This is a genomic window from Polaromonas naphthalenivorans CJ2, from assembly GCF_000015505.1.
Taxonomy (GTDB): domain Bacteria; phylum Pseudomonadota; class Gammaproteobacteria; order Burkholderiales; family Burkholderiaceae_C; genus Polaromonas; species Polaromonas naphthalenivorans.
On sequence record NC_008781.1, the window covers coordinates 1 to 18,799 of the forward strand.

At 61.9% G+C, this 18,799-nt stretch carries 19 protein-coding genes, 1 pseudogene and 1 riboswitch; of the genes and pseudogenes, 11 read left to right on the top strand and 9 right to left on the bottom strand.

Annotated features, from left to right (window positions below):
* Positions 1 to 146 precede the first annotated feature (146 nt).
* From PNAP_RS00015 to PNAP_RS00025, 3 genes are all read left to right on the top strand, one after another.
* The gene (locus PNAP_RS00015) at positions 147 to 2,075 is read left to right on the top strand and encodes a hypothetical protein (protein WP_041376411.1); all 1,929 of its coding nucleotides are present in this window, start codon (positions 147 to 149) and stop codon (positions 2,073 to 2,075) included.
* A 32-nt stretch (positions 2,076 to 2,107) separates the two neighbouring features.
* Positions 2,108 to 2,701 (top strand): hypothetical protein, encoded by a 594-nt coding sequence (locus tag PNAP_RS00020; RefSeq protein ID WP_157040175.1) that lies wholly within the window; start codon positions 2,108 to 2,110, stop codon positions 2,699 to 2,701.
* Positions 2,702 to 2,825: 124 nt separating this feature from the next.
* Positions 2,826 to 3,659: a DUF3883 domain-containing protein gene (locus PNAP_RS00025; protein ID WP_011799438.1), complete on the top strand. Its 834-nt coding sequence runs from the start codon at positions 2,826 to 2,828 to the stop codon at positions 3,657 to 3,659.
* 41 nt (positions 3,660 to 3,700) lie between these two features.
* Here the strand turns inward: PNAP_RS00025 and PNAP_RS00030 are convergent, their stop codons facing one another.
* Complete coding sequence (locus tag PNAP_RS00030; protein ID WP_157040176.1) at positions 3,701 to 4,492, bottom strand: hypothetical protein; 792 nt, start codon at positions 4,490 to 4,492, stop codon at positions 3,701 to 3,703.
* 254 nt (positions 4,493 to 4,746) lie between these two features.
* Between PNAP_RS00030 and PNAP_RS00035 the strand changes: the two genes are divergently transcribed.
* The 3 genes from PNAP_RS00035 (at position 4,747) to PNAP_RS26655 (ending at position 6,508) form a co-directional block, all read left to right on the top strand.
* Positions 4,747 to 4,953, top strand: coding sequence for a hypothetical protein (locus PNAP_RS00035; protein WP_011799440.1), 207 nt, complete (start codon positions 4,747 to 4,749; stop codon positions 4,951 to 4,953).
* A 79-nt stretch (positions 4,954 to 5,032) separates the two neighbouring features.
* The gene (locus tag PNAP_RS00040) at positions 5,033 to 5,608 is read left to right on the top strand and encodes an NnrU family protein (protein WP_011799441.1); all 576 of its coding nucleotides are present in this window, start codon (positions 5,033 to 5,035) and stop codon (positions 5,606 to 5,608) included.
* 225 nt (positions 5,609 to 5,833) lie between these two features.
* Positions 5,834 to 6,508, top strand: a complete 675-nt coding sequence (locus tag PNAP_RS26655; protein ID WP_011799442.1) for a hypothetical protein — start codon at positions 5,834 to 5,836, stop codon at positions 6,506 to 6,508.
* A 144-nt stretch (positions 6,509 to 6,652) separates the two neighbouring features.
* Here PNAP_RS26655 and minE read toward each other — a convergent pair whose 3' ends face one another.
* The 3 genes from minE to minC form a co-directional block, all read right to left on the bottom strand.
* The gene (minE, locus tag PNAP_RS00050; RefSeq protein ID WP_011799443.1) at positions 6,653 to 6,913 is read right to left on the bottom strand and encodes a cell division topological specificity factor MinE; all 261 of its coding nucleotides are present in this window, start codon (positions 6,911 to 6,913) and stop codon (positions 6,653 to 6,655) included.
* Between the two features lie 6 nt (positions 6,914 to 6,919).
* Positions 6,920 to 7,735, bottom strand: a complete 816-nt coding sequence (minD, locus tag PNAP_RS00055) for a septum site-determining protein MinD (protein WP_011799444.1) — start codon at positions 7,733 to 7,735, stop codon at positions 6,920 to 6,922.
* A gap of 135 nt (positions 7,736 to 7,870) precedes the next feature.
* A complete protein-coding gene (gene minC, locus PNAP_RS00060) occupies positions 7,871 to 8,641 on the bottom strand; it encodes a septum site-determining protein MinC (RefSeq protein ID WP_011799445.1) in 771 nt (256 codons plus the stop codon).
* A 227-nt stretch (positions 8,642 to 8,868) separates the two neighbouring features.
* Between minC and PNAP_RS25400 the strand changes: the two are divergent.
* A pseudogene (locus PNAP_RS25400) lies at positions 8,869 to 9,030 on the top strand (metallophosphoesterase); the annotation flags it as partial.
* Positions 9,031 to 9,139: 109 nt separating this feature from the next.
* A complete protein-coding gene (locus PNAP_RS00065) occupies positions 9,140 to 9,574 on the top strand; it encodes a PPC domain-containing DNA-binding protein (RefSeq protein ID WP_011799447.1) in 435 nt (144 codons plus the stop codon).
* Positions 9,575 to 9,619: 45 nt separating this feature from the next.
* Here PNAP_RS00065 and PNAP_RS00070 read toward each other — a convergent pair whose 3' ends face one another.
* The 3 genes from PNAP_RS00070 to PNAP_RS00080 all read right to left on the bottom strand — a co-directional run bounded on the left by PNAP_RS00070 (position 9,620) and on the right by PNAP_RS00080 (position 12,845).
* Positions 9,620 to 10,642 carry a lysylphosphatidylglycerol synthase domain-containing protein gene (locus tag PNAP_RS00070; protein ID WP_011799448.1) on the bottom strand — a complete coding sequence of 341 codons (1,023 nt, stop codon included), beginning with the start codon at positions 10,640 to 10,642 and terminating at the stop codon, positions 9,620 to 9,622.
* Positions 10,635 to 11,936, bottom strand: a complete 1,302-nt coding sequence (clsB, locus tag PNAP_RS00075; protein WP_011799449.1) for a cardiolipin synthase ClsB — start codon at positions 11,934 to 11,936, stop codon at positions 10,635 to 10,637. The genes PNAP_RS00070 and clsB overlap by 8 nt, the downstream gene beginning before the upstream one ends.
* A 75-nt stretch (positions 11,937 to 12,011) precedes the next feature.
* Positions 12,012 to 12,845: an endonuclease/exonuclease/phosphatase family protein gene (locus PNAP_RS00080; RefSeq protein WP_011799450.1), complete on the bottom strand. Its 834-nt coding sequence runs from the start codon at positions 12,843 to 12,845 to the stop codon at positions 12,012 to 12,014.
* A 294-nt stretch (positions 12,846 to 13,139) separates the two neighbouring features.
* Between PNAP_RS00080 and PNAP_RS00085 the strand changes: the two genes are divergently transcribed.
* Positions 13,140 to 13,568 carry a hypothetical protein gene (locus PNAP_RS00085; RefSeq protein WP_041376415.1) on the top strand — a complete coding sequence of 143 codons (429 nt, stop codon included), beginning with the start codon at positions 13,140 to 13,142 and terminating at the stop codon, positions 13,566 to 13,568.
* A gap of 31 nt (positions 13,569 to 13,599) precedes the next feature.
* Here the strand turns inward: PNAP_RS00085 and PNAP_RS00090 are convergent, their stop codons facing one another.
* Together PNAP_RS00090 and PNAP_RS00095 are read right to left on the bottom strand one after the other, a co-directional pair.
* Positions 13,600 to 14,670 carry a flavodoxin family protein gene (locus PNAP_RS00090; RefSeq protein WP_011799452.1) on the bottom strand — a complete coding sequence of 357 codons (1,071 nt, stop codon included), beginning with the start codon at positions 14,668 to 14,670 and terminating at the stop codon, positions 13,600 to 13,602.
* 268 nt (positions 14,671 to 14,938) lie between these two features.
* On the bottom strand, positions 14,939 to 15,508 hold the full coding sequence (locus tag PNAP_RS00095; RefSeq protein ID WP_011799453.1) for a Spy/CpxP family protein refolding chaperone: 570 nt from the start codon (positions 15,506 to 15,508) through the stop codon (positions 14,939 to 14,941).
* 229 nt (positions 15,509 to 15,737) lie between these two features.
* Between PNAP_RS00095 and PNAP_RS00100 the strand changes: the two genes are divergently transcribed.
* The gene (locus PNAP_RS00100) at positions 15,738 to 16,397 is read left to right on the top strand and encodes a hypothetical protein (protein ID WP_011799454.1); all 660 of its coding nucleotides are present in this window, start codon (positions 15,738 to 15,740) and stop codon (positions 16,395 to 16,397) included.
* 60 nt (positions 16,398 to 16,457) lie between these two features.
* Positions 16,458 to 16,572, top strand: a riboswitch (TPP riboswitch).
* A gap of 90 nt (positions 16,573 to 16,662) precedes the next feature.
* Positions 16,663 to 18,579 (top strand): phosphomethylpyrimidine synthase ThiC, encoded by a 1,917-nt coding sequence (gene thiC, locus PNAP_RS00105; RefSeq protein WP_011799455.1) that lies wholly within the window; start codon positions 16,663 to 16,665, stop codon positions 18,577 to 18,579.
* Positions 18,580 to 18,799 lie beyond the last annotated feature (220 nt).

Here is an 18,799-nt window from a genome sequence, read left to right on the forward strand (position 1 = left end):
AATTTAAAAGTAAAAAAGATATTTTTTTTGAAAATATCGTAACATTAAGTGTGTTTTTTACTTTTGCCAAGTGTTTCTTACGTAAGAGCCGGGACAAGCGCACAGTAAAAACACAAGCTGTCAGTAAAAATTTATAAGTGACTGTCATGTATAAAAAATCGATAAGAAGTCTGGTCACGGGATTGTTAATTCTGGTAGTTGCGGGTTGCGGGGGAGGCAATGGCGACAGCAGCACGCAGGCGAAAGTCGCGTCGAGTCCGACAGTGCAGCAAGCGCAATCCATCGTGGCCACCACGGAATCCCTGGCATCGGCTGATACGCGGGTTCAGGATATTTCTCCCTTCAAGTCGTACAGCAACGTTGCGTCGCCCCGGCCAATTTTTGTAACGCTTGCCCCGCTGGAAACCAAGGTCGTTCTCGACCAAGCGAGCCCACCGAAGTCCGGGCAACCCACCCAGATAGGCACTGCGCGGGATGTCTCGGCAACAGCAAACGAAAAAGACATATCAAGCCGGCTGGACTGGACAGCCTCAGCGCAAGGCGGAAAAATCGCTGCCCTCAGCTTCAAGTCAACTGGTGCCAAGGGCATAAGGCTTGGCGTTCGGGTCGTGCGCCTCCCGGTTGCTGCCGTGTTGCGGTTTCACGTGCCTGGCAGCCCTACCGCAATGGAGGTTTCCTCCGCAGAAATCATGGCCATCATCCAGCGCAATCTGGATGCTGGAGACCACAGCGAGGATGCCCATACTTATTGGTCTCCTGACCTCAGCGGTGACGAAGTCACGATGGAAATTGAACTGCCTTTGGGCGCGGATACCCAGGCTGTGCAAATTTCCGTTCCCCGGATTTCACATGTATTCACTGATTTGCCCGTGAAGGAGGCGCCTGTTCTCAAGATTGGTCAGTCGGGGGGGTGCAATCTTGACGTGTCCTGCGATCCGGCATACGACGCGCAAAGCAAGTCGGTGGCGCGGATGCGATTCGTGAAAAGTGGCAACAGCTATCTTTGCACAGGTACGTTGCTTAACAACAAGGCTGCCAACGCAATCCCCTACTTTCTGAGTGCATACCACTGCATTTCGACGCAGACTGTCGCATCGACTCTTAACACCGATTGGTTTTATCGAAGCTCTGCTTGCAACAGTGGAGCGTTAAGCCCCACTTCCCGCACACTTGCCGGTGGGGCAACGCTGTTGTATGGCACGTCCGTAACCGATACATCTTTCATGCGGTTGAACAGCACGCCACCTTCCGGAGTCATCTTTGCTGGCTGGAGCACTGCCTTGCCAAACCTTGGTGCGGCTGTGCTTGGCTTGCATCATCCGGCGGGTGATCTGGAAAAGTTCAGCACTGGCAGCATTGATGGTTTTGCTTCCTGCACGACTTCTTGTTCTCCTTCAACTGCACAAGCTGCAAGCCACCTTCAGATGCACTGGACAGCCGGCGTCACTGAAGGCGGCAGCAGCGGCTCAGGCTTGTTCGTTACCAGTAACGGCAGTCGCTACCTGGTCGGTCAACTCACGGGCGGTATCTCAGCCTGTTCCAATCCTTCCGGATATGACGTTTACGGACGCTTTGACATCGCCTATCAAAAAGCGCTGTCGCAGTGGCTTTCTCCGGCTTCAGCCAGCCAGCGTAGCCCCGTCTACAGGTTTTACAACACCGTGACTGGCACTCACTTCTACACTTCGAGCGCTGCCGAGCGGGACTATGTTTCAGCAAAATACCTTCAATTCAGCTATGAAGGCATTGCGTTTTATAGCTACGGCAGCAGCGTGAGTGGAACCAGTCCTGTCTTTCGCTTTTACAACATCCGCACCGGGACACACTTCTACACGAGTAATCCCCTGGAACGGGACAATGTGCTGTCTGCCTATCCCTGGTTTTCATACGAAGGTGTGAGCTGGTATGCAAGCCCTACTTCCAGCACCGAAGCGACGCCACTTTATCGTTTTTACAACTACGTCACAGGGACGCATTTCTACACTGTCAACCTGAAGGAGCGCGACTTTGTTAGTCAAAACTATCCACAATTTTCCTATGAAGGCGTGGGTTATTACGTCTGGAGCGCGCCATGAACGCGCCTGCTCATTAACCAGGGAGCGGTATTTTGAAACGCCTGACGCTTGCATCTGTCTTGCTTGTCAATACATGGGCATGTTCTCATACTGAAATGCCGCTTGTACCCTTGCCACTTGCTGCAGGCCCCAGCGATGGGGCTCACGCTGATCACGCCGCGCAAGCGTTGCAGATCGGACAGGCCCGAAGCATTCCCCAGACCGCGACCGTTGCGCTGACCGCAGCGCAACTTCAATGGCGCGACCTGCCCGGCGCAGGCAAGCTTGCCGCGCTCCGTTTCAGTTCGCGGGGGGCATCGGGAATCAGACTCGGCATCACGGTGCTTGAGATTCCCCCGGGCACGGTATTTCGATTTTCTTCCCCTGCGGGAGGACAAACCATTGCAGTGTCCGGGGAAGAAATAAGCTCGCTCGTTGAAAACAATCTCAAGGCCGGAGAAAGCGACGAAGCTGCAAGAACCTACTGGTCGCCCGACCTCGGCGGCAGCGAAGTCACCGTGCAGGTGGAACTGGCGAGGTCAGTCAAGCCGCAAGCGCTGCGGATTTACGTTGCCAGTCTGTCCCACATCACACTGGATCGCCCAATTCCCAAGGCGATGCCGCAAGGGATGAAACCTGGCCAGTGACGGGTTGATGCAAGACCGTGGCAGGGATGATTTCCTGACTTGTTGGAAAAAATAAAGCCTCGGACTTATTCAAAAACTGCCTGCGAATTCAAGTTTGCTTTCATAGAACATTGTCAGGACTTCAATGGATTGGTCACGGGAAGAAGTAGAAGCCATCGTCGCGGACTACCTGCAAATGCTGACGATGGAACTCGCTGGACAGAGCTTCAACAAGACCCAGCATCGGCGCTGGCTGCAAGGCAAGCTCAATGGGCGTTCTGATGCTTCCATAGAGTTCAAGCACTGCAATATCAGCGCGGCCATGATTGACCTTGGGTTTCCATACATTCGAGGTTATCAACCGCGCTCTAACTACCAGGCGCTCCTGGCGATAGTTGCAGAGGAGCAGGTGCGCGGCAAAATTACCTTGGATCATGCTGCACTGGCGGCCGTGCAGCAGCCTGCCGTCGTACCCACCCAGACCGACTTCACGAAAGTGAAGTCGGAAGCACCGAAAAAACAGCATCAGGCCAAGGAAGCGGTAAACCCCTTGCTTTTCAGGGCTGTAAAGCGCGACTACCTTGAACGCGAAGCCCAAAACAGCTCGCTGGGCTTGGCGGGGGAGGAATTTGTTGTTCAATTCGAGCATTGGCGTCTTGTTGGGATGGGGCAACATCGACTCGCCGACAGAGTCGAGCATGTTTCCGTATCGAAAGGCGACGGTCTTGGCTACGACGTGCTCTCATTCGAATCCGATGGCAGGGAGCGCTTGATCGAAGTCAAAACAACCACCTTTGGGCGGGACACGCCATTTTTCGTTTCGCGAGGTGAATTGGCTCTGTCCCAGGGAGCAAAAGACCAGTTTCACCTTTATCGTTTGTTCGAGTTCAGAAAATCCCCTCGCCTGTTTGATCTCCCAGGATCACTTGATCAACACTGTCTTTTGGACCCAGTGACCTACAGAGCCAGTTTTGGTTAGCGAGCTTAAATTGGGAAATCTGACAGCGGCTGGGCGAAGGATTACCGGCAATGAATCCGAAACTGTCGGTCGCGCGCCTGCTTGCGCTGCTCCCTGATCCAGTCTTGCGTTTGCGCGCCTTGCGGTTGGCGCGCCATGGAATCCCAGTGCTTGATTTGCGAATCGAGCCAATCGCATTCCGTTTTTTTGGCCGCAGCGTCGTTGAAAGAACTGGCTTGCACTTCAACGATGTGTTGGGCCGTTGCAGTTGCAGTTGCTTCGGCTGGGCCGGCGGCTGTTGGCCGGACGGCCGCCATCAGGTTGTGATTGGCTCGCGTGGTGACCTGGCTGCTGATCGATCCTTGCGGGCATGCGGCGTCGCCGTAGCTGGTGCGGCCGTTCACCACGCACTTGGTCACTTGGGAAATGCCCGCTGCCGCGTTGGAACTGTTTGGGTAGGCGGGCTGCGTTGGAAGGGCTGGCGCTGGGATTGGATGCCGGGCTGGCTGGGGCATTGACTCGGCAACAGGCTGAGGTGCTGGGCGTTGGTTCAGTTTCCAGTCGGCTGCCTTGTAGAGAAAAAACAGCAGCGCCACAAAGACAAGCGCCATGCCCAAGGTGCCCAGCTTGAACCGCTCGGGCGGCGGGCTGAACGGCCGTTGACGCCGGGATTTTTCATGCATGTAATCCCGGTCCATCAGTCCCATGCTGCAGTTCCTTGTGCTTTTAGAAGCAAGCCGTATTGCCCGCCTTGCCAGGCTTGCGGAACCTCCCGCAGCCAACCAGGTGATTATGAGTTGAGCGCCGGCCGAATCAGCGCACGGGAAACGCCGATGTTTGGCCTTTTTTATCATCAAAAAAAGCCTTTTGCGCAATAGCCACAAGCATAAACAGCTATTAAATAAGTAGCGATTGCACGGAGATGCACGGGCGCGGGCCGCCGGGAAAGCGGCGCTGTCCGACACCGCAGGCCTTCGCTTGATTCAACAATGGGGCAGGCGGAATGAAGCTGTTTTTTTGAACCCCTGGCCTCTCGTCCTGCTTGTGCGGAATATGCCTTCAAGGCGCTTTTCGCTTTTGCTCATCCACTTATCCAACGGAAACCATCATGACAAGCCAACAAAACCCGCACGACAAACAGACGCCGCACACCGGCAAGGTCGAAAACGACAGCAACAAGCAGGGCAAACAGGAGCCCACGCAGCTGAACCAAGGCCAGCGCACGCCGGACAGCCGCAGCGACCGCGAGGCGCATGTGGGCGGCAGCAACCAGTCGCAGTCGCGCCGTGGGCCGGTGGGCTCGCCCAAGCGCTGATATTCGGCCGGGCAATAATGCCGGGCCGCTACTGCCGATGGCAGCTTTTCACTTTTTCTTCTGATGCGAAGGCAACACCATGGGCATGCTGATTCTGGGGCTGGTTCTTTTTCTGGGCGTGCATTCGACGCGCATCGTGGCCGATGGCTGGCGTACGGCCATGATCGGGCGTCTGGGCGAAAAGCGCTGGAAGGGCCTGTACGCGCTGGTCTCGCTGGTTGGTTTCGGACTGGTGATCTGGGGTTTTGGCCTGGCGCGGCAGCAGCCGGTGCAGTGGTGGGCGCCGCCGTTTGCCACGCGCCATCTGGCCTGGCTGCTGACGGCGCTGGCTTTCATTTTGCTGGCGGCCGCCTATGTGCCGCGCAACGCCATCAAGGCGCGGCTGCACCATCCGATGGTGCTGGGCGTGATGTTCTGGGCCGTGGCGCATCTGCTGGCCAACGGCAACCGGGCGCATGTGCTGCTGTTTGGCAGTTTCCTGGTGTGGGCGGGGCTGAGCTTTCGCGCGGCACGGGCACGCGACCGGGCCGCGCTGGCCGTCTATCCGGCGGGGACGGCTTCGGGAACGCTGATGGCCGTGCTGGCCGGCATGGCCGCCTGGGCCGTGTTTGCGTTCTGGGCGCATGGGCTACTGATCGGCATTCGGCCGGTGTAAAAAGCCCTGATTGGCCGCGTTTTTGCGTTTCGGCTGCTGACAAGCGTTACAAAATCACGACCTGGACATTTCACATGCTGAATATCGCGCCAGCCGTTGCTGGCCGATGGTTGAAAAAGCGCCATGAGCGGGGCATTGCGCATCGACTTACACACTTCACGAAGCCGACACCCGAGGCACATTTTGCCGGGCGAAGATGAACGCTTCTTCAACACAGGAGCTTCAATGCACGGTTTCAACCATTCCCGCACCCTATCGATCCCAACCTCTTCCCTCCCTTCCCCGTGGAAGCAGCAGCGCTTCCTGCGGGCCATTCCTTCCCTGATGGTGCTGACCACGGCCATCGCCTGGGGCACTGCATCGCATGCCGGCGGACTGGCCCTTGACGGCGCCCTGCGCAATGGCGTGAATGTTGCCGCAGGCCCCGCTCTGGATGCTGGCGTGAGTGCCGGCGTGGGCGTGGACGCCAGTGCCGGCGTGAAGGGCGCTGGCGGCATGGCCGGAGTCGATGCCGCAGGCAGCGCCGGTTCTGGCGCCAACCGCAATATCACGGATGAGCAGCGCATGGCGGCCATGGCTGCGGTGGGTGGCGATGCGAATGCGCAGGGCGCCGCTGGCGTTGAGGCTCCAGGCGTGGGCCGCACGGCAGGCGGCGTGCGTGGCATGGGCGAATCCGTCGGCGGCGCTGCGGCGCGGACCGGCCAGCGCGCGACCCAGGGCGTCAGGTCCGAGGTTTCGGGTGGCTTGAAGGGCGGCGCGAATGCCGCCACCAACGCTGCCAGCGGCGCCAGGACCGGCATGCCGGGCATTGGCAAGGCCGGTGCCGCAGGCGCCAGGCTCGGCGCTGGCGTGGATGCCGATGCGGGGGCCGGCCTCAAGGGCGTGATACCGGCGCGTTAAGTCCGCTCAGGCCCGCAGGCGGGGCAATGCAGTGCCGCGCCATGCACCTCCGGCGCTTCCTCTGAAAGCGCTGGAACAAAAAAGCAGCATCGGCCTTTGCGCCGCTGCTGCTTTTTTTGGGGAAAAAATACCGGCCCGGCCTGGCTACTTGTCGGGCAATTCAATCTTGACTTCAAGCACATCGAGGTTTTCCTGTCGTTCAAGGTTGAGCTTGATGTCGTTGGGATTGATGTTGATGTACTTGGCGATCACGGCAATCAGGTCGCGCTGCAGCGCCGGCAGGTAGTCGGGCTCGTGGCTGTTGCGCCCCGAGCGCTCATGCGCCAGGATGATTTGGAGCCGCTCCTTGGCAACATTAGCCGTTTTTTTCTTTTCGCCAAGCAGGAAGGAGAAAAATGAGGCCATGGTTTTTTACTTTCCCCCGAACAGGCGTTTGAAGAAACCGGGCTTTTGCGCGTCGATGAAGCGCATCGGCTTGTCCTCGCCCATGAAGCGGTCGATCACGTCCTTGTAGGCTTCGGACACGTCGGTGCCTTGCATGTGCACCGCCGCCACGCCCTGATTGGACGCCTGCAGCACGGTTTCGGATTCGGGAATGACGCCGATCAGCTTGATGCGCAGGATGTCCTGGATGTCTTCGAGCGACAGCATCTGGCCCTGATCGACGCGGCTGGGGTTGTAGCGGGTGATGAGCAGGTGCTCCTTGATCGGCTCGCCGCCGTCGATGGCGCGCTGGGTCTTGCTCGACAGCATGCCCAGGATGCGGTCGGAGTCGCGCACCGAGGACACTTCGGGGTTGGTGACGACCAGCGCTTCGTCGGCGAAATGCATCGCCATCAGCGCGCCGGTCTCGATGCCGGCGGGCGAGTCGCAGACGATGTACTCAAAGTCCATCGCCGCCAGGTCATCGAGCACTTTCTTGACGCCGTCGATGGTCAGTGCGTCCTTGTCGCGGGTTTGCGAGGCGGCCAGCACGAACAGTTCGGGGCACTGCTTGTCCTTGATGAGGGCCTGGTTGAGCGTGGCTTCGCCCTGGATGACGTTGATCAGGTCGTACACCACGCGGCGCTCGCAGCCCATGATCAGGTCCAGGTTGCGCAGGCCGACGTCAAAGTCGATCACGGCGGTTTTGTGGCCACGCAGGGCCAGGCCGGTTGCAAAGCTGGCGCTGGTGGTGGTTTTGCCGACGCCGCCCTTGCCGGAGGTGACCACAATGATTTTTGCCATTCGAAAAAGTCCTTTTGAAAACGGTAGGTAGGTCAGTCAGGTCAGCAGGGCGCGAATGCAGAATCATGCATCAAACCCTGCTCGACAGGGAAGTGAAATAGGCTGATTGATGTGTAGGAGGCCTGAGGGTCATGTTCACTGCATCGGGGTCATGACCAGCCGTTCGCCGTCCGGGCCGTCCACCAGCCGCACTTGCGCCGGGTGGCCGGTCACTTCGGGCGGCAGCGGGTTTTCGCTGGTGCGGTAGATGCCGGCAATCGACAGCAGTTCGGCCTCCAGCGTCAGCGCGAAAATGCGCGCCTCGGTGTTGCCGCGCGCGCCGGCAATGGCCCGGCCGCGCAAGGGCGCATACACATGGATGTGGCCGTCGGCAATGACTTCGGCGCCGGCATTGACCATGGCCAGCACGACCAGGTCGCGGCCACGCGCATACACCTGCTGGCCCGAGCGCAAGGGCTTGTCGATGACCAGCGCGCCCAGCGGCGGCGCATGCAACTGCGGTTGCTGCTGCTGGGTCTGCGGGGCGGGCTGCTCGGCCGATGCGGCGGCCGGGCGGGGTGTCAGCAGGTGGGCATCCTGCCCGGGAACCAGTCCGGCTTTCTGGGCGGCGGTCATTTGCGCGGGGTTGCCGCCCTTGACGGCAATCGGCACCAGCCGGTAGCTGCGCAGCAGGCTGATCAGGGCGCGGAAATCAATCTCGGCCGCAGCGGCCTGGCCGGCATTTTGCAGCGGCGACAGGTCGATGACCAGCGCGTCCTGGTCGAAAAAATCAGGAATGTCGCCGAAGCGCAGCGTCATCTCGCGCGCCAGCGCCGCCAGGTCGGTGGACTTGAGCAGCAGCGCGACCAACGGGAAATTGGCGCTTTTGATTTCAAAGGTGGTCAAGGTGGCAGCAGTCATGGTCATGGGCGTGCGGGGCTTCTTGGTGAACAAAAGGAGGCAGACCGTTCGCACCCTGATGGGGTGGCAACGCCCATGCCGGCTGAGGACCCCAGGGTAGCGCAGGACGCCCGGCCTTCCCGCAGGCTCGGCGTTTGAACAGCGTCAGGCATTGAATGCATGAGGATTGCGCCCATCTGGAAACATTGAGAACAAAAAGGGACATTATCCCGGAACTCGATGAACTTCCTGACCCGTGGATCTTGTTTGTGCGCTTGCGGCAGCCCTTCACGGCCGGCCTCCACAAATGGGGAGCGCTGTGGGTGTACACCCGCCGAGGGACGGGCTACTGGGGATCGCCCAAGCGCTTCGGCGCGCCTTCCGAAATCACCTGCCTGCGGCTGGTGGCGGCTTGATTTTCAAGAAAAATCACTGGTTTGCGCATGACCCATAAGCATAATCAGCTATCTAATTAATAGCGTACTGCGTACTTGTCCACAGCCCGAAAACCCCGATGGAAACCCCATGAACAACGATCCCGCCATCCATGTCCTGAGGCTGAACCCCGGCGACGACCTGCGCGCCGAACTGCAATCGGCCTTCAACGCGCTGCAGGCCCGGGGCTGCCGGGCCGCCTGCGTCATCTCGGCCGTCGGCAGCCTGTCGCGCGCCGTGCTGCGCCATGCGGCCCAGGCGCAGGCAAGCGTGCAGAACGAGCCGCTGGAACTCATCACCCTGTCGGGCACGCTGAGCCCGGACGGCGTGCACCTGCATGCCAGCGTCGCCGATGCCCGGGGCGAAATGCGCGGCGGTCATGTCATGCCGGGCTGCAGCGTTCGCACCACGGCTGAAATCGTGCTGGCGCTGCTGCCGGGCTGGGCGTTCAGCCGCGCGCACGATGATCGGAGCGGCTTCATGGAGCTGGTGGCGACGCCCGCCAGCTCAAAAAATCCAGACTGAATTGGCCCCTGGCGCACGGCCAGCGGGCATGGAGTGCTATCAAAATCATGGTTTCAAGGCAGCGCCAGGCCTGCCTGGTTTCTTGGCCCGGGCTTCCATCACCAGGTAAATCACGGCGGCCACCAGCAGCGGCAGCAGGTAATAAACGACGCGGTAGGCCACCAGCCCGGCCAGCAGATCATGCCGTGGCATGCGCTGCGACAGCAGGGCCACGAACACCGCTTCGAGCACGCCCAGGTTGCCGGGAATGTGGGTGATCACGCCGGCAATCGCGGCCAGCAGCAGCACGCTGGCGACGCTGAAAAAGTCGATGCGCTGCTGCAGCAGGATAAAGACGATGCCCGACATCAGCAGCCAGTTGCCCGCGCCCATGGCCAGCTGCAGGCTGGCCAGCTTGAGCGAAGGCAGCTCGATGTCGTGGCCACGCAGGCGCAGGGTGCGCTGGCGTGAAAAGGCGCAGGCGCCCAGGTAGGCCAGCGCCACCGCCAGCAGCGCCAGGCCGGTCAGGCGCAGCTGCGAAGCGTCGATTTTCCAGCTGTTCGGCAGGGCTGGCGGCTTGAGGCTGAACACCAGCCCGGCCAGCAGCAGGTAGCCCATCCAGTTGGCCAGCATGCTGAAGGACATGATGCGGGTGATGGTGCCTAGCGCCAGCCCGAGCCGCGAGTACAGCCGCAAGCGAAAGGCGACGCCGCCGACCACCGATCCGAGGTTGAGGTTGAAGGCATAGCTGACAAAGGTCAGCAGCATCACCGTGGGCGCGCGCAGCGTGTGGCCGGTGTAGTGCCGGCCCAGCAGGTCAAAGCAGCTGTACAGCAGGTAACTGGCGGCGGCCAGCGCCACCGCGCCCCAGGATGCCGTCAGCGGGTAGTCCTGCAGCGATGACAGCACCTTGTCCCATTCGATGGTGCGCGCCTGCGACACCAGCAGGTAGCCGACCAGCCCAAAAAACACTGTCGTGGCGCCGCGCCTGAGCCACGGCCACCAGGGTCTGTCGGTGAGTTTGCGCCGGCGGGCGCCGGGCTCGCTGTCCGAGGGCGCCGGTTGCGGCAGGATGCGGCTGTCAGGCATCAGCGGCGCCAACCGGGTCGGCCTGGCTGACGCGGTCGGCGCCGGCGCTGTCGGCGCTGTCGGCGGTATCGGTGGGCACCGTCGCCAGCATCAGGCGCGGCGTGTGCGCGGGCAGCCAGCCGGCCCAGGCCGGAAAGCGGCTGAGCAGGTGAAACACAAAGAAGCTGCGCACCACGCGCCACCAGGTGGACTCCTCCAGGTCGCCCTGCCTGATCTGCTTGCAGCTGTTGTCCATCAGGTGGGCCAGCCGCGCGCTTAAATGCTGGTTGAAGGCGCGGTCCTTGATGATGACGTTGGCCTCCAGGTTCAGCGACAGGCTGAGCGGGTCCAGGTTGCTGGAGCCCACCGTGGCCCATTCGTCGTCGGACACCGCCACCTTGCCGTGCAGCGGCCGCTCGCAGTATTCAAAGATCTGCACACCGGCCGACAGCAGGTGGTGGTACAGCATGTTGGCCGCCGTCTTGACAATCGCCATGTCGGGCTCGCCCTGCAGGATCAGCTTGACCTCGACGCCGCGCCGCGCCGCCTTGCGCATTTCATTGAGCAGCCGGAAACCCGGGAAAAAATAGGCGTTGGCAATCACCACGCGCTGCCTGGCGGCGCGAATGGCGATGCGGTAATGCCGCTCGATGTCGGTGGTGTGCAGGCGGTTGTCGCGGGTGACGAAAATCGCCGCTGCGTCGCCTGCCGGCCCGGGAGCCTGGCGCCAGCGCTGCGCCAGGCGCTGCGCGCGGTCGGCAAAGCGCTCGCGCAGCTGGCCGCCCAGGCTTTTGGCCGTGCCCTGCTGCCCGGCGGCCAGCGCCTGGTGCACGAACGCGTGAATTTCCGCAACGATGGGGCCAATGACCTCGACCGCGTAGTCCTGCTTGGCCTCGGGGCCGAAGTCGGCCAGGTGGTCGGCCGAATAATTGATGCCGCCGACAAAGGCGCGCTGGCCATCGACGACCACGATCTTGCGGTGCATGCGCCTGAAGACATTCGTGCGCCAGCCCCAGAGCCGGGGGGCGGGGTCGAACACATGCACGCGCACGCCGGCCTGCGTCAGGGCCGAGATGAAGCCGGGCGACAGGTCGGGCGAGCCGAAGCCGTCCACCGTGACATCGATCCGCACGCCGCGCGAAGCCGCCTGCAGCAGCGCCGCATGCAGCGCCAGGCCGACCTTGTCCTCGAACAAAATGAAGGTTTCGAGCACCACCTCGTTCCGGGCAGCGGCGATGCATTCAAAAACGCGCGGGAAAAACGCCTCGCCGTTTTCCAGCAACTGAAACGAGTTGCCGCTGACCCAGCGCGTCATGGCGTGCCTGCAAAGTTCGCCGGGCGCTGCATGAATCCAGAAACGATGCGGAGCTGGTTCATGCCGTGCGCCGCTTTACAGGCGGATTTCCGCCGCCAGCGGCGCATGGTCGGACAGGTGCGACCACGGGTGGCTGGGCAGCACGATGGGCGAATGGCCGATGGCATTGCGCACATAGATGCGGTCCAGCTGCAGCAGCGGCAGGCGCGCCGGAAAGGTCCGCGCCGCCTGGCCGTTGGCCTGCACGAACACCTCGTGCAGGTTCGCGCCCTTGGCCATCTGGGCATGGGCACGGCGCCGCCAGTCGTTGAAGTCGCCGGCCACCACCACCGGGGCGCGCACGGGAATTTCCTTGCGCACCAGGTCGCACACCAGCTTCATCTGCTGCGTGCGGTGGCTTTCGACCAGCCCCAGGTGTACGCAGATCGCGTGCACATTGCGGCTCTGGCCGGGCACCTGCAGTTCGCAATGCAGCATGCCGCGCCGCTCGGGGCCGCTGATGGAGATGTCGCGGTTTTCAAACCGGACAATCGGAAACTTCGACAGCACCGCGTTGCCGTGGTGGCCGTGGGTATAGACCGCGTTGCGGCCGTAGGCAAACTGCTCCCAGATGCTGTCGGCCAGGTATTCGTAATGCGGCTCTTCGGGGTAGTTGTCGAACTTCTCGGCATGCTTGAGATGGCTGCCGGCCACCTCCTGCAAAAACACCACGTCCGCGCCCACGGTGCGCACCGCATCGCGCAATTCGGACAGGATGAACTTGCGGTTGAAAAAGGTGAAGCCCTTGTGGATATTGACCGTGAGCACCTTGAAGGAATAAGGCGTGTGGACCTCGGGCGCGGGCTGGTCAGCCTGGGCGGCCTCGGGATGCGCTGGACGGGAAGCAGGGGTGGGAATGAAGGGCTGCATAAGAAATAAGGCACCAGAAAAAAACAGGACTGAAAAGCCCGTGAACGCATTGTTGGTCTGCACAGGCTGGTGAACTGTAGGACAGTAACTTATTTGCGCTGAGTCGCCATGCCCGCTTTGACAGTCCGCCACCGCCGGGCTGGCGGGCTGCGATGCATAGGCGCCCCGGACGCGTCCTACATGCTTGAAGGAAGCTTGCCGACAGTCTGCGCAGGCGGGGCTGATTAAGTTGAATGGGGAAGCTGTTAACCAACAAGCCTTTGCGGGCCAATAAAGGAGTGCATCACCATGCTCATGAAATCCGCCATAAAAACGATTCCCCTGGCAACTGCGATGACCGCCGCGCTGATGTTCGGTGTCGCGGCGCATGCGCAAACCGCTGCATCGCCGGCTCGCGCCGAGGTCAAGATGGACACGGCCGACTTCCTCAAGACCCACCGCTGGGACGATAACATGAGTGTCTGGGTGCTGAAGTCGGGCGTCGAAGCCCCGGCCGGCGTGAAACCGCGTGCCGAAGTGAAGGCCGAGCGCGACGCGTTCATGCGCACCCACAAGTGGCAGAACGACTCCAGCACCTGGGTGCCGATCAAGACGGGCCCGCGCGACCTCGGAACGATGACGCGCGCGCAACTGGCGGCCGAGACCAAGCAGTTTCTGGCCACGCATACCTTTGACGAGGAGAAAGGGGTCTATGTCGAGAAGGCCCCGCGCAAGACGAAGTGAAGGCGGCCAGCTCCGCCGCAGTCCTGTGCATTCATTTGGGCCGTGGCGGGGCCAGCCCCTTGCCGGGCTGCGAAAGGTTGCCGGCGCGCAGTTCCGCGACGGCCTGGCCCACCGCGCGGGCCACATTGCGGACCTCGGTCTGCAGGGCCGTATCGGCATCGAGCACGCCATGGCTGGTGGCATAGGGCTCGTAATAGCCAATGTAGCGGTCCAGCCGCGCCTTGCTGCCGGCGTCGATGAAGCCCATCCAGTCGAGCCAGTCCGACAGGTTGCGCCGCGAGTCTTCAACGCCCGCCACGTCGCCATGCACCACCAGCCCATAGACGCGGCCGGCCAGGTGCTTGGGGTAATCCCAACCGCCGAGTTCGAGCGCCTTGGCTTCCTCCGGATTTTTGCCATGGGTGGAGGTCGGGTCCGGGTTGCCGCCGTCGGCGCAGACCAGGCGGTCGATCATGAGCTTGAGCGGGCTGGGCGACTGGTACCAGTACACCGGCGTGACGATGATGACGGCGTGCGCGGCGGTCCAGCGTTCGTAGATTTCGGCCATCCAGTCACTGGTCTGCCCCAGCGAATGGTTGGGATAGCAGCTGCACGGCCAGTGGCACAGCGGCATGGCGGTCGAGACGCAGCCCTTGCAGGGATGGATGTTGAGCCGGTAGCTCGAAGTCAGCAGGCTCAGGTCCAGCCTATCGACTTCCAGCTTCGCCTGGCGCAGCGTCTCTTCGGCCCACTGCACCATGCGAAAGGTCTTGGAGATTTCACCGGGGCAGGTGCCGTCGTTGCGCGATGAGCCGCAGACCAGCAGCACGCGGGACGGCGTGGCCGGGTCTTTCCAGGTGGCCTGGGCTTTTTGCAGCCGCTCGCGCGTCTGCAGCCATTCCACCGACAGCGCGTAGTCCGGGTCGGCATGGCCAGCACCGGCCTTGCGCGTGAGCGGCGCCTTGCGGCCTTTCTGGTAGGCGTCCCAGGCAATCGCCTCGACGCGCGAGAGGGCATGGTCTTCGGCCCGGAAAGCCGGGTCCATGAAGGACTGCATGAAGCGTTCATGAAATTCGGTGCGCGACAACGTGGCTGGCGCCTGGCCTTTGCGGACTTCAGTCATCACGCCAGTTTAGTCAGGCGGCGTTATTTCCGTGCCGGGTCTGGATGCCGTCCTACACCGGCTTGAGAATTTTTGCCGCGACAGCAAAATCAGCATGAAAAACGCCTTTTGCGCAATGGCTGCGGGCACCAGCAGCTATTAAAAAAATAGTAATTAGCCAGGCCTTGCAGGCACAAAAAAACCTGCACCGCCACGCTTGAAAAGCGCAACCGGTGCAGGTGCTTCAAGGCCCGGCGCCGCGAAGGCGTCAGGGCCTTGCCGGCCCTGTTCAGCCTTTGGGATGCATCATGCCGCCTTCATGGTGGCCGCGCCCGCCTTGCCGGCCCATTTTCTTGTGCTCGGCATCAAAGGTTTTTTGCTGGTCAAGGCTCAGTGCGGCGTACAAGGCCTTGGTGGCTTCGCCGCGCTTGTCCATCTCGGCATTCATTTCGGTCATGCGCTGGGTCCGCAGCGCACGCATCTTGTCGATGCGCTCGGGCGTGGTCAGCTTGTCGAACTCGGCGCGCTGCTCGGGCGTGGGGCGCTGGCCCATCATGCGTGCCGGCGGCTGCATGGCGGCGGTGAAGGCGGTCCAGGCGCCTTCCTGGGCCGGCGTGATCTTGAGCTTGGCTTTCAGTTCGGCCTGGTGCTTGGCCATCCGGGCCTGCATCTGGGCCGGGTCGTGGCGTCCCATGCGGTGCTCGCCATGGTGCGCCTTGGCGTTGTGGGTTGCAGTGCTTGACGTGCCGGGGTTCAGGGCCGCCGGGGCCGCGTCGGTGCCTTGCGCCATGGCGCCGCCAGCGGTGACCAGCAGGGTGGCAAGGACAAGGCTATTGAGGGATTTGAGCGCGAATTTCATGGAAAACTTCCTTTCGGTGAGGAGATGGTCTGGCGCCAGGAATTGGCGGCAGGCTGGAGGCTAGTTTGGCGCGCCTGTGTATAGCCGCCATTGCGCGGGCGTGACGGTTTGTAAAGTTGCGTGAAAACCGCGTTGCCGGGCGCGCTGCTTCGGCAAATTCAGGCCTCTGGCCGAGGGCTGCTTGCGCTATGCTTTTGGCATTCAAAATGCAAGAGGAACCGGGGTTGCCATGAGTTTTCTGTCGGAACTGAAAAGCCGGGCCAATGCGCTGCAGGGCCTGCAGCTCGGCGCGCAGCGCGACCTCGTGGCCGGCACCCAGGCCTGCGAAGTGGCCTGCCGGATGGCGCTGGTGTATTTGCAGGACTTGTGCGCCCAGCTCAACGTCATCCAGCCGCCCGCGCCAGGCGTCTACAGCCTGGACGGCAAGGCGCCGTTTGCTGGATCCGCGGCGCTGGTGCAGCGCAACTTCCGCTGCGACGCGCGCCGCAAGATGCTGCGCAATGCGGAGGTTTTCGACTACATCGGCGTTGGCTGGGACTTGCTGCCCGTCACCGGACTGGTGGCGACCCACACGGTCACCGTCAACTTTCCGCCCGACCTGGAGCGCGTGACGCAGCGCCTGTCCGTCGGGCAGATCCAGCACGAACGCAAGGACCAGCGCCACCCCGAGACCAACAAGCTGCTGGCCTATGTGTTCGACTACCAGACCGAGTCGCGCGCCTTCATCACGCTGACGCCCGACCATGACACCGGCTGCATCGCCTTTCGCGTGAGCAACGTGGGCGGCTTTGGCGTACACAACACCAGCTATCCGGGGGCGCAGGTCACGCACAGGCTGCTTGACGAGCTGGCCAAGAAGCTGGTCGGCCAGCCCAGCCGTTTCGGCTGAAAAGCGCATCCGGTTACCTGCGCGGCCTTGCGGGCCGGCGGCGGCTGTGCTTACAATCGCCGCAGCTTGTCGGGGTGCCCGGGATGTTCACATCCGGGGCTGAGATCGCAAAAATGCGAGACCCGCTGAACCTGATCGGGATCATGCCCGCGTAGGAAACAAGGCACTTTGGCTCCGGAAATCCGTCATTCCTCCTGCACAGGGTTTTTGACGGCGACATTTCTGGCTCCCCAGGCAGGCACACCACCTTTTTCTGGAGACAGCCATGGCCAAAACCAATCTTTCCGTCGATGCAGCGGACCTGACCAGCCGCATCACCCGCACGCCTTTTCCGGGTTCGCGCAAGATCTACATCGAAGGCTCGCGCCCCGACATCCGCGTGCCGTTTCGCGAAGTCACGCTCACCGACACGCTGGTGGCCGAAGGCAGTGAAACCCGCCGCGAGGCCAATCCGCCGCTGCGCCTGTTCGACTCGTCGGGCGTGTACACCGACCCGGCAGCAAGCATCGACATCACGCGCGGCCTGTCTCCGCTGCGCGGCGCCTGGATCAACGAGCGCCAGGACACCGAAGCCCTGCCCGGCATCAGCAGCGCCTACGGCCGCGAGCGCCTGAACGACCCGGCCCTCAGCGCGCTGCGCATGGCCCACGCGCCCGTGCCGCGCCGCGCCAAGGCGGGCGCCAACGTGTCGCAGATGCATTACGCGCGCCAGGGCATCATCACGCCGGAGATGGAATACATCGCGATCCGCGAAAACCTGGTGCGCGCCCAGCTTGCCGAACGCCTGGCGACCGAGCGCGTGCCGAAAACCGGCCATTCGTTCGGCGCGTCGATTCCGAAAGACATCACCGCCGAATTCGTTCGCGACGAAGTGGCGCGCGGCCGCGCCGTGATTCCGAACAACATCAACCACCCCGAAACCGAGCCGATGATCATCGGCCGCAACTTCCTGATCAAGGTCAACGCCAACATCGGCAACTCGGCCGTCACCTCGTCGATTGAAGAGGAGGTGGACAAGCTGGCCTGGTCGATCCGCTGGGGGGCCGACACCGTGATGGACCTCTCGACCGGCGAGAACATCCACGAAACCCGCGAATGGATTCTGCGCAATTCGCCGGTGCCGATTGGCACGGTGCCGATTTACCAGGCGCTGGAAAAAGTCAACGGCAAGGCCGAAGACCTGACCTGGGAAATCTTCCGCGACACGTTGATCGAGCAGGCCGAGCAGGGCGTGGACTATTTCACCATCCACGCCGGCGTGCGCCTGGCCTATGTGCCGCTGACCGCGAACCGCCTGACCGGCATCGTCTCGCGCGGCGGCTCGATCATGGCGAAATGGTGTTTGTCGCACCACAAGGAAAGCTTTTTGTACGAGCATTTCGAGGAGATTTGCGAAATCATGAAGGCCTACGACGTCTGCTTCTCGCTCGGCGACGGCCTGCGCCCCGGCTCGATTGCCGACGCCAATGACGAAGCGCAGTTCGCCGAACTGCACACGCTGGGCGAACTCACGCAGATCGCCTGGAAGCACGACGTTCAGGTGATGATCGAAGGCCCCGGCCATGTGCCGCTGCAGCTGGTCAAGGAAAACGTCGAGAAGCAACTCGAAGCCTGCTTTGAAGCGCCGTTCTACACGCTTGGCCCCTTGATCACCGACATCTCGCCCGGCTACGACCATATTTCGTCGGCGATGGGCGCGGCGAATATCGGCTGGTACGGCACGGCCATGCTGTGCTACGTGACGCCCAAGGAGCATCTGGGCCTGCCGAACCGCGACGACGTGAAGCAGGGCCTGATCGCCTACAAGATCGCCGCGCATGCGGGCGACCTGGCCAAGGGCTACCCGGGCGCGCAGATGTGGGACAACGCGGTCAGCAAGGCGCGCTTCGAGTTCCGCTGGGAAGACCAGTTCCGCCTGGCGATTGACCCCGACACGGCGATGGCCTACCACGATGAAACGCTGCCCAAGGAAAACGCCAAGGTGGCGCATTTCTGCTCGATGTGCGGGCCGAAGTTCTGCTCGATGAAGATTTCGCAGGAAGTGCGCGAGTTTGCGCGGCTGAATCCGTCCACCACGACGCTGGCCAAGGCGCCGGGCGTGATTCCGATCCAGCAGGTCAGCAGCGGCTTCGAGGAAAAAGCCGAGGAGTTCCGCAAGGGCGGGAACGAGATTTACTCCTGAAGCGGGCCGGCTCCTGTCTTGCTCCTTCCCCTGCTGGGGGAAGGCCGGGATGGGGGTCCCCCCGAATCCGAATCAGGAACCGCCTGAAAATGCTATTAAAAAAATAGCTGACTGCGCATACGGATCGTGCGCTAGAGCCATTTTTCACTTAAATTCAACGGGTTTCTTCCCGAGACAGACTTCTTATCCACCTTTGCGCCCGCCGCTGGCCCCATCCCGG

What these genes read in the sequence shown, in the direction of transcription:
- PNAP_RS00015 (WP_041376411.1), top strand. Translation starts at nt 147, where the DNA reads ATGTATAAAAAATCGATAAGAAGTCTGGTCACGGGATTGTTAATTCTG.
- PNAP_RS00025 (WP_011799438.1), top strand. Translation starts at nt 2,826, where the DNA reads ATGGATTGGTCACGGGAAGAAGTAGAAGCCATCGTCGCGGACTACCTG.
- PNAP_RS00030 (WP_157040176.1), bottom strand. Translation starts at nt 4,492, where the DNA reads ATGATAAAAAAGGCCAAACATCGGCGTTTCCCGTGCGCTGATTCGGCC.
- PNAP_RS00035 (WP_011799440.1), top strand. Translation starts at nt 4,747, where the DNA reads ATGACAAGCCAACAAAACCCGCACGACAAACAGACGCCGCACACCGGC.
- PNAP_RS00040 (WP_011799441.1), top strand. Translation starts at nt 5,033, where the DNA reads ATGGGCATGCTGATTCTGGGGCTGGTTCTTTTTCTGGGCGTGCATTCG.
- PNAP_RS26655 (WP_011799442.1), top strand. Translation starts at nt 5,834, where the DNA reads ATGCACGGTTTCAACCATTCCCGCACCCTATCGATCCCAACCTCTTCC.
- minE (WP_011799443.1), bottom strand. Translation starts at nt 6,913, where the DNA reads ATGGCCTCATTTTTCTCCTTCCTGCTTGGCGAAAAGAAAAAAACGGCT.
- minD (WP_011799444.1), bottom strand. Translation starts at nt 7,735, where the DNA reads ATGGCAAAAATCATTGTGGTCACCTCCGGCAAGGGCGGCGTCGGCAAA.
- minC (WP_011799445.1), bottom strand. Translation starts at nt 8,641, where the DNA reads ATGACCATGACTGCTGCCACCTTGACCACCTTTGAAATCAAAAGCGCC.
- PNAP_RS00065 (WP_011799447.1), top strand. Translation starts at nt 9,140, where the DNA reads ATGAACAACGATCCCGCCATCCATGTCCTGAGGCTGAACCCCGGCGAC.
- PNAP_RS00070 (WP_011799448.1), bottom strand. Translation starts at nt 10,642, where the DNA reads ATGCCTGACAGCCGCATCCTGCCGCAACCGGCGCCCTCGGACAGCGAG.
- clsB (WP_011799449.1), bottom strand. Translation starts at nt 11,936, where the DNA reads ATGACGCGCTGGGTCAGCGGCAACTCGTTTCAGTTGCTGGAAAACGGC.
- PNAP_RS00080 (WP_011799450.1), bottom strand. Translation starts at nt 12,845, where the DNA reads ATGCAGCCCTTCATTCCCACCCCTGCTTCCCGTCCAGCGCATCCCGAG.
- PNAP_RS00085 (WP_041376415.1), top strand. Translation starts at nt 13,140, where the DNA reads ATGAAATCCGCCATAAAAACGATTCCCCTGGCAACTGCGATGACCGCC.
- PNAP_RS00090 (WP_011799452.1), bottom strand. Translation starts at nt 14,670, where the DNA reads ATGACTGAAGTCCGCAAAGGCCAGGCGCCAGCCACGTTGTCGCGCACC.
- PNAP_RS00095 (WP_011799453.1), bottom strand. Translation starts at nt 15,508, where the DNA reads ATGAAATTCGCGCTCAAATCCCTCAATAGCCTTGTCCTTGCCACCCTG.
- PNAP_RS00100 (WP_011799454.1), top strand. Translation starts at nt 15,738, where the DNA reads ATGAGTTTTCTGTCGGAACTGAAAAGCCGGGCCAATGCGCTGCAGGGC.
- thiC (WP_011799455.1), top strand. Translation starts at nt 16,663, where the DNA reads ATGGCCAAAACCAATCTTTCCGTCGATGCAGCGGACCTGACCAGCCGC.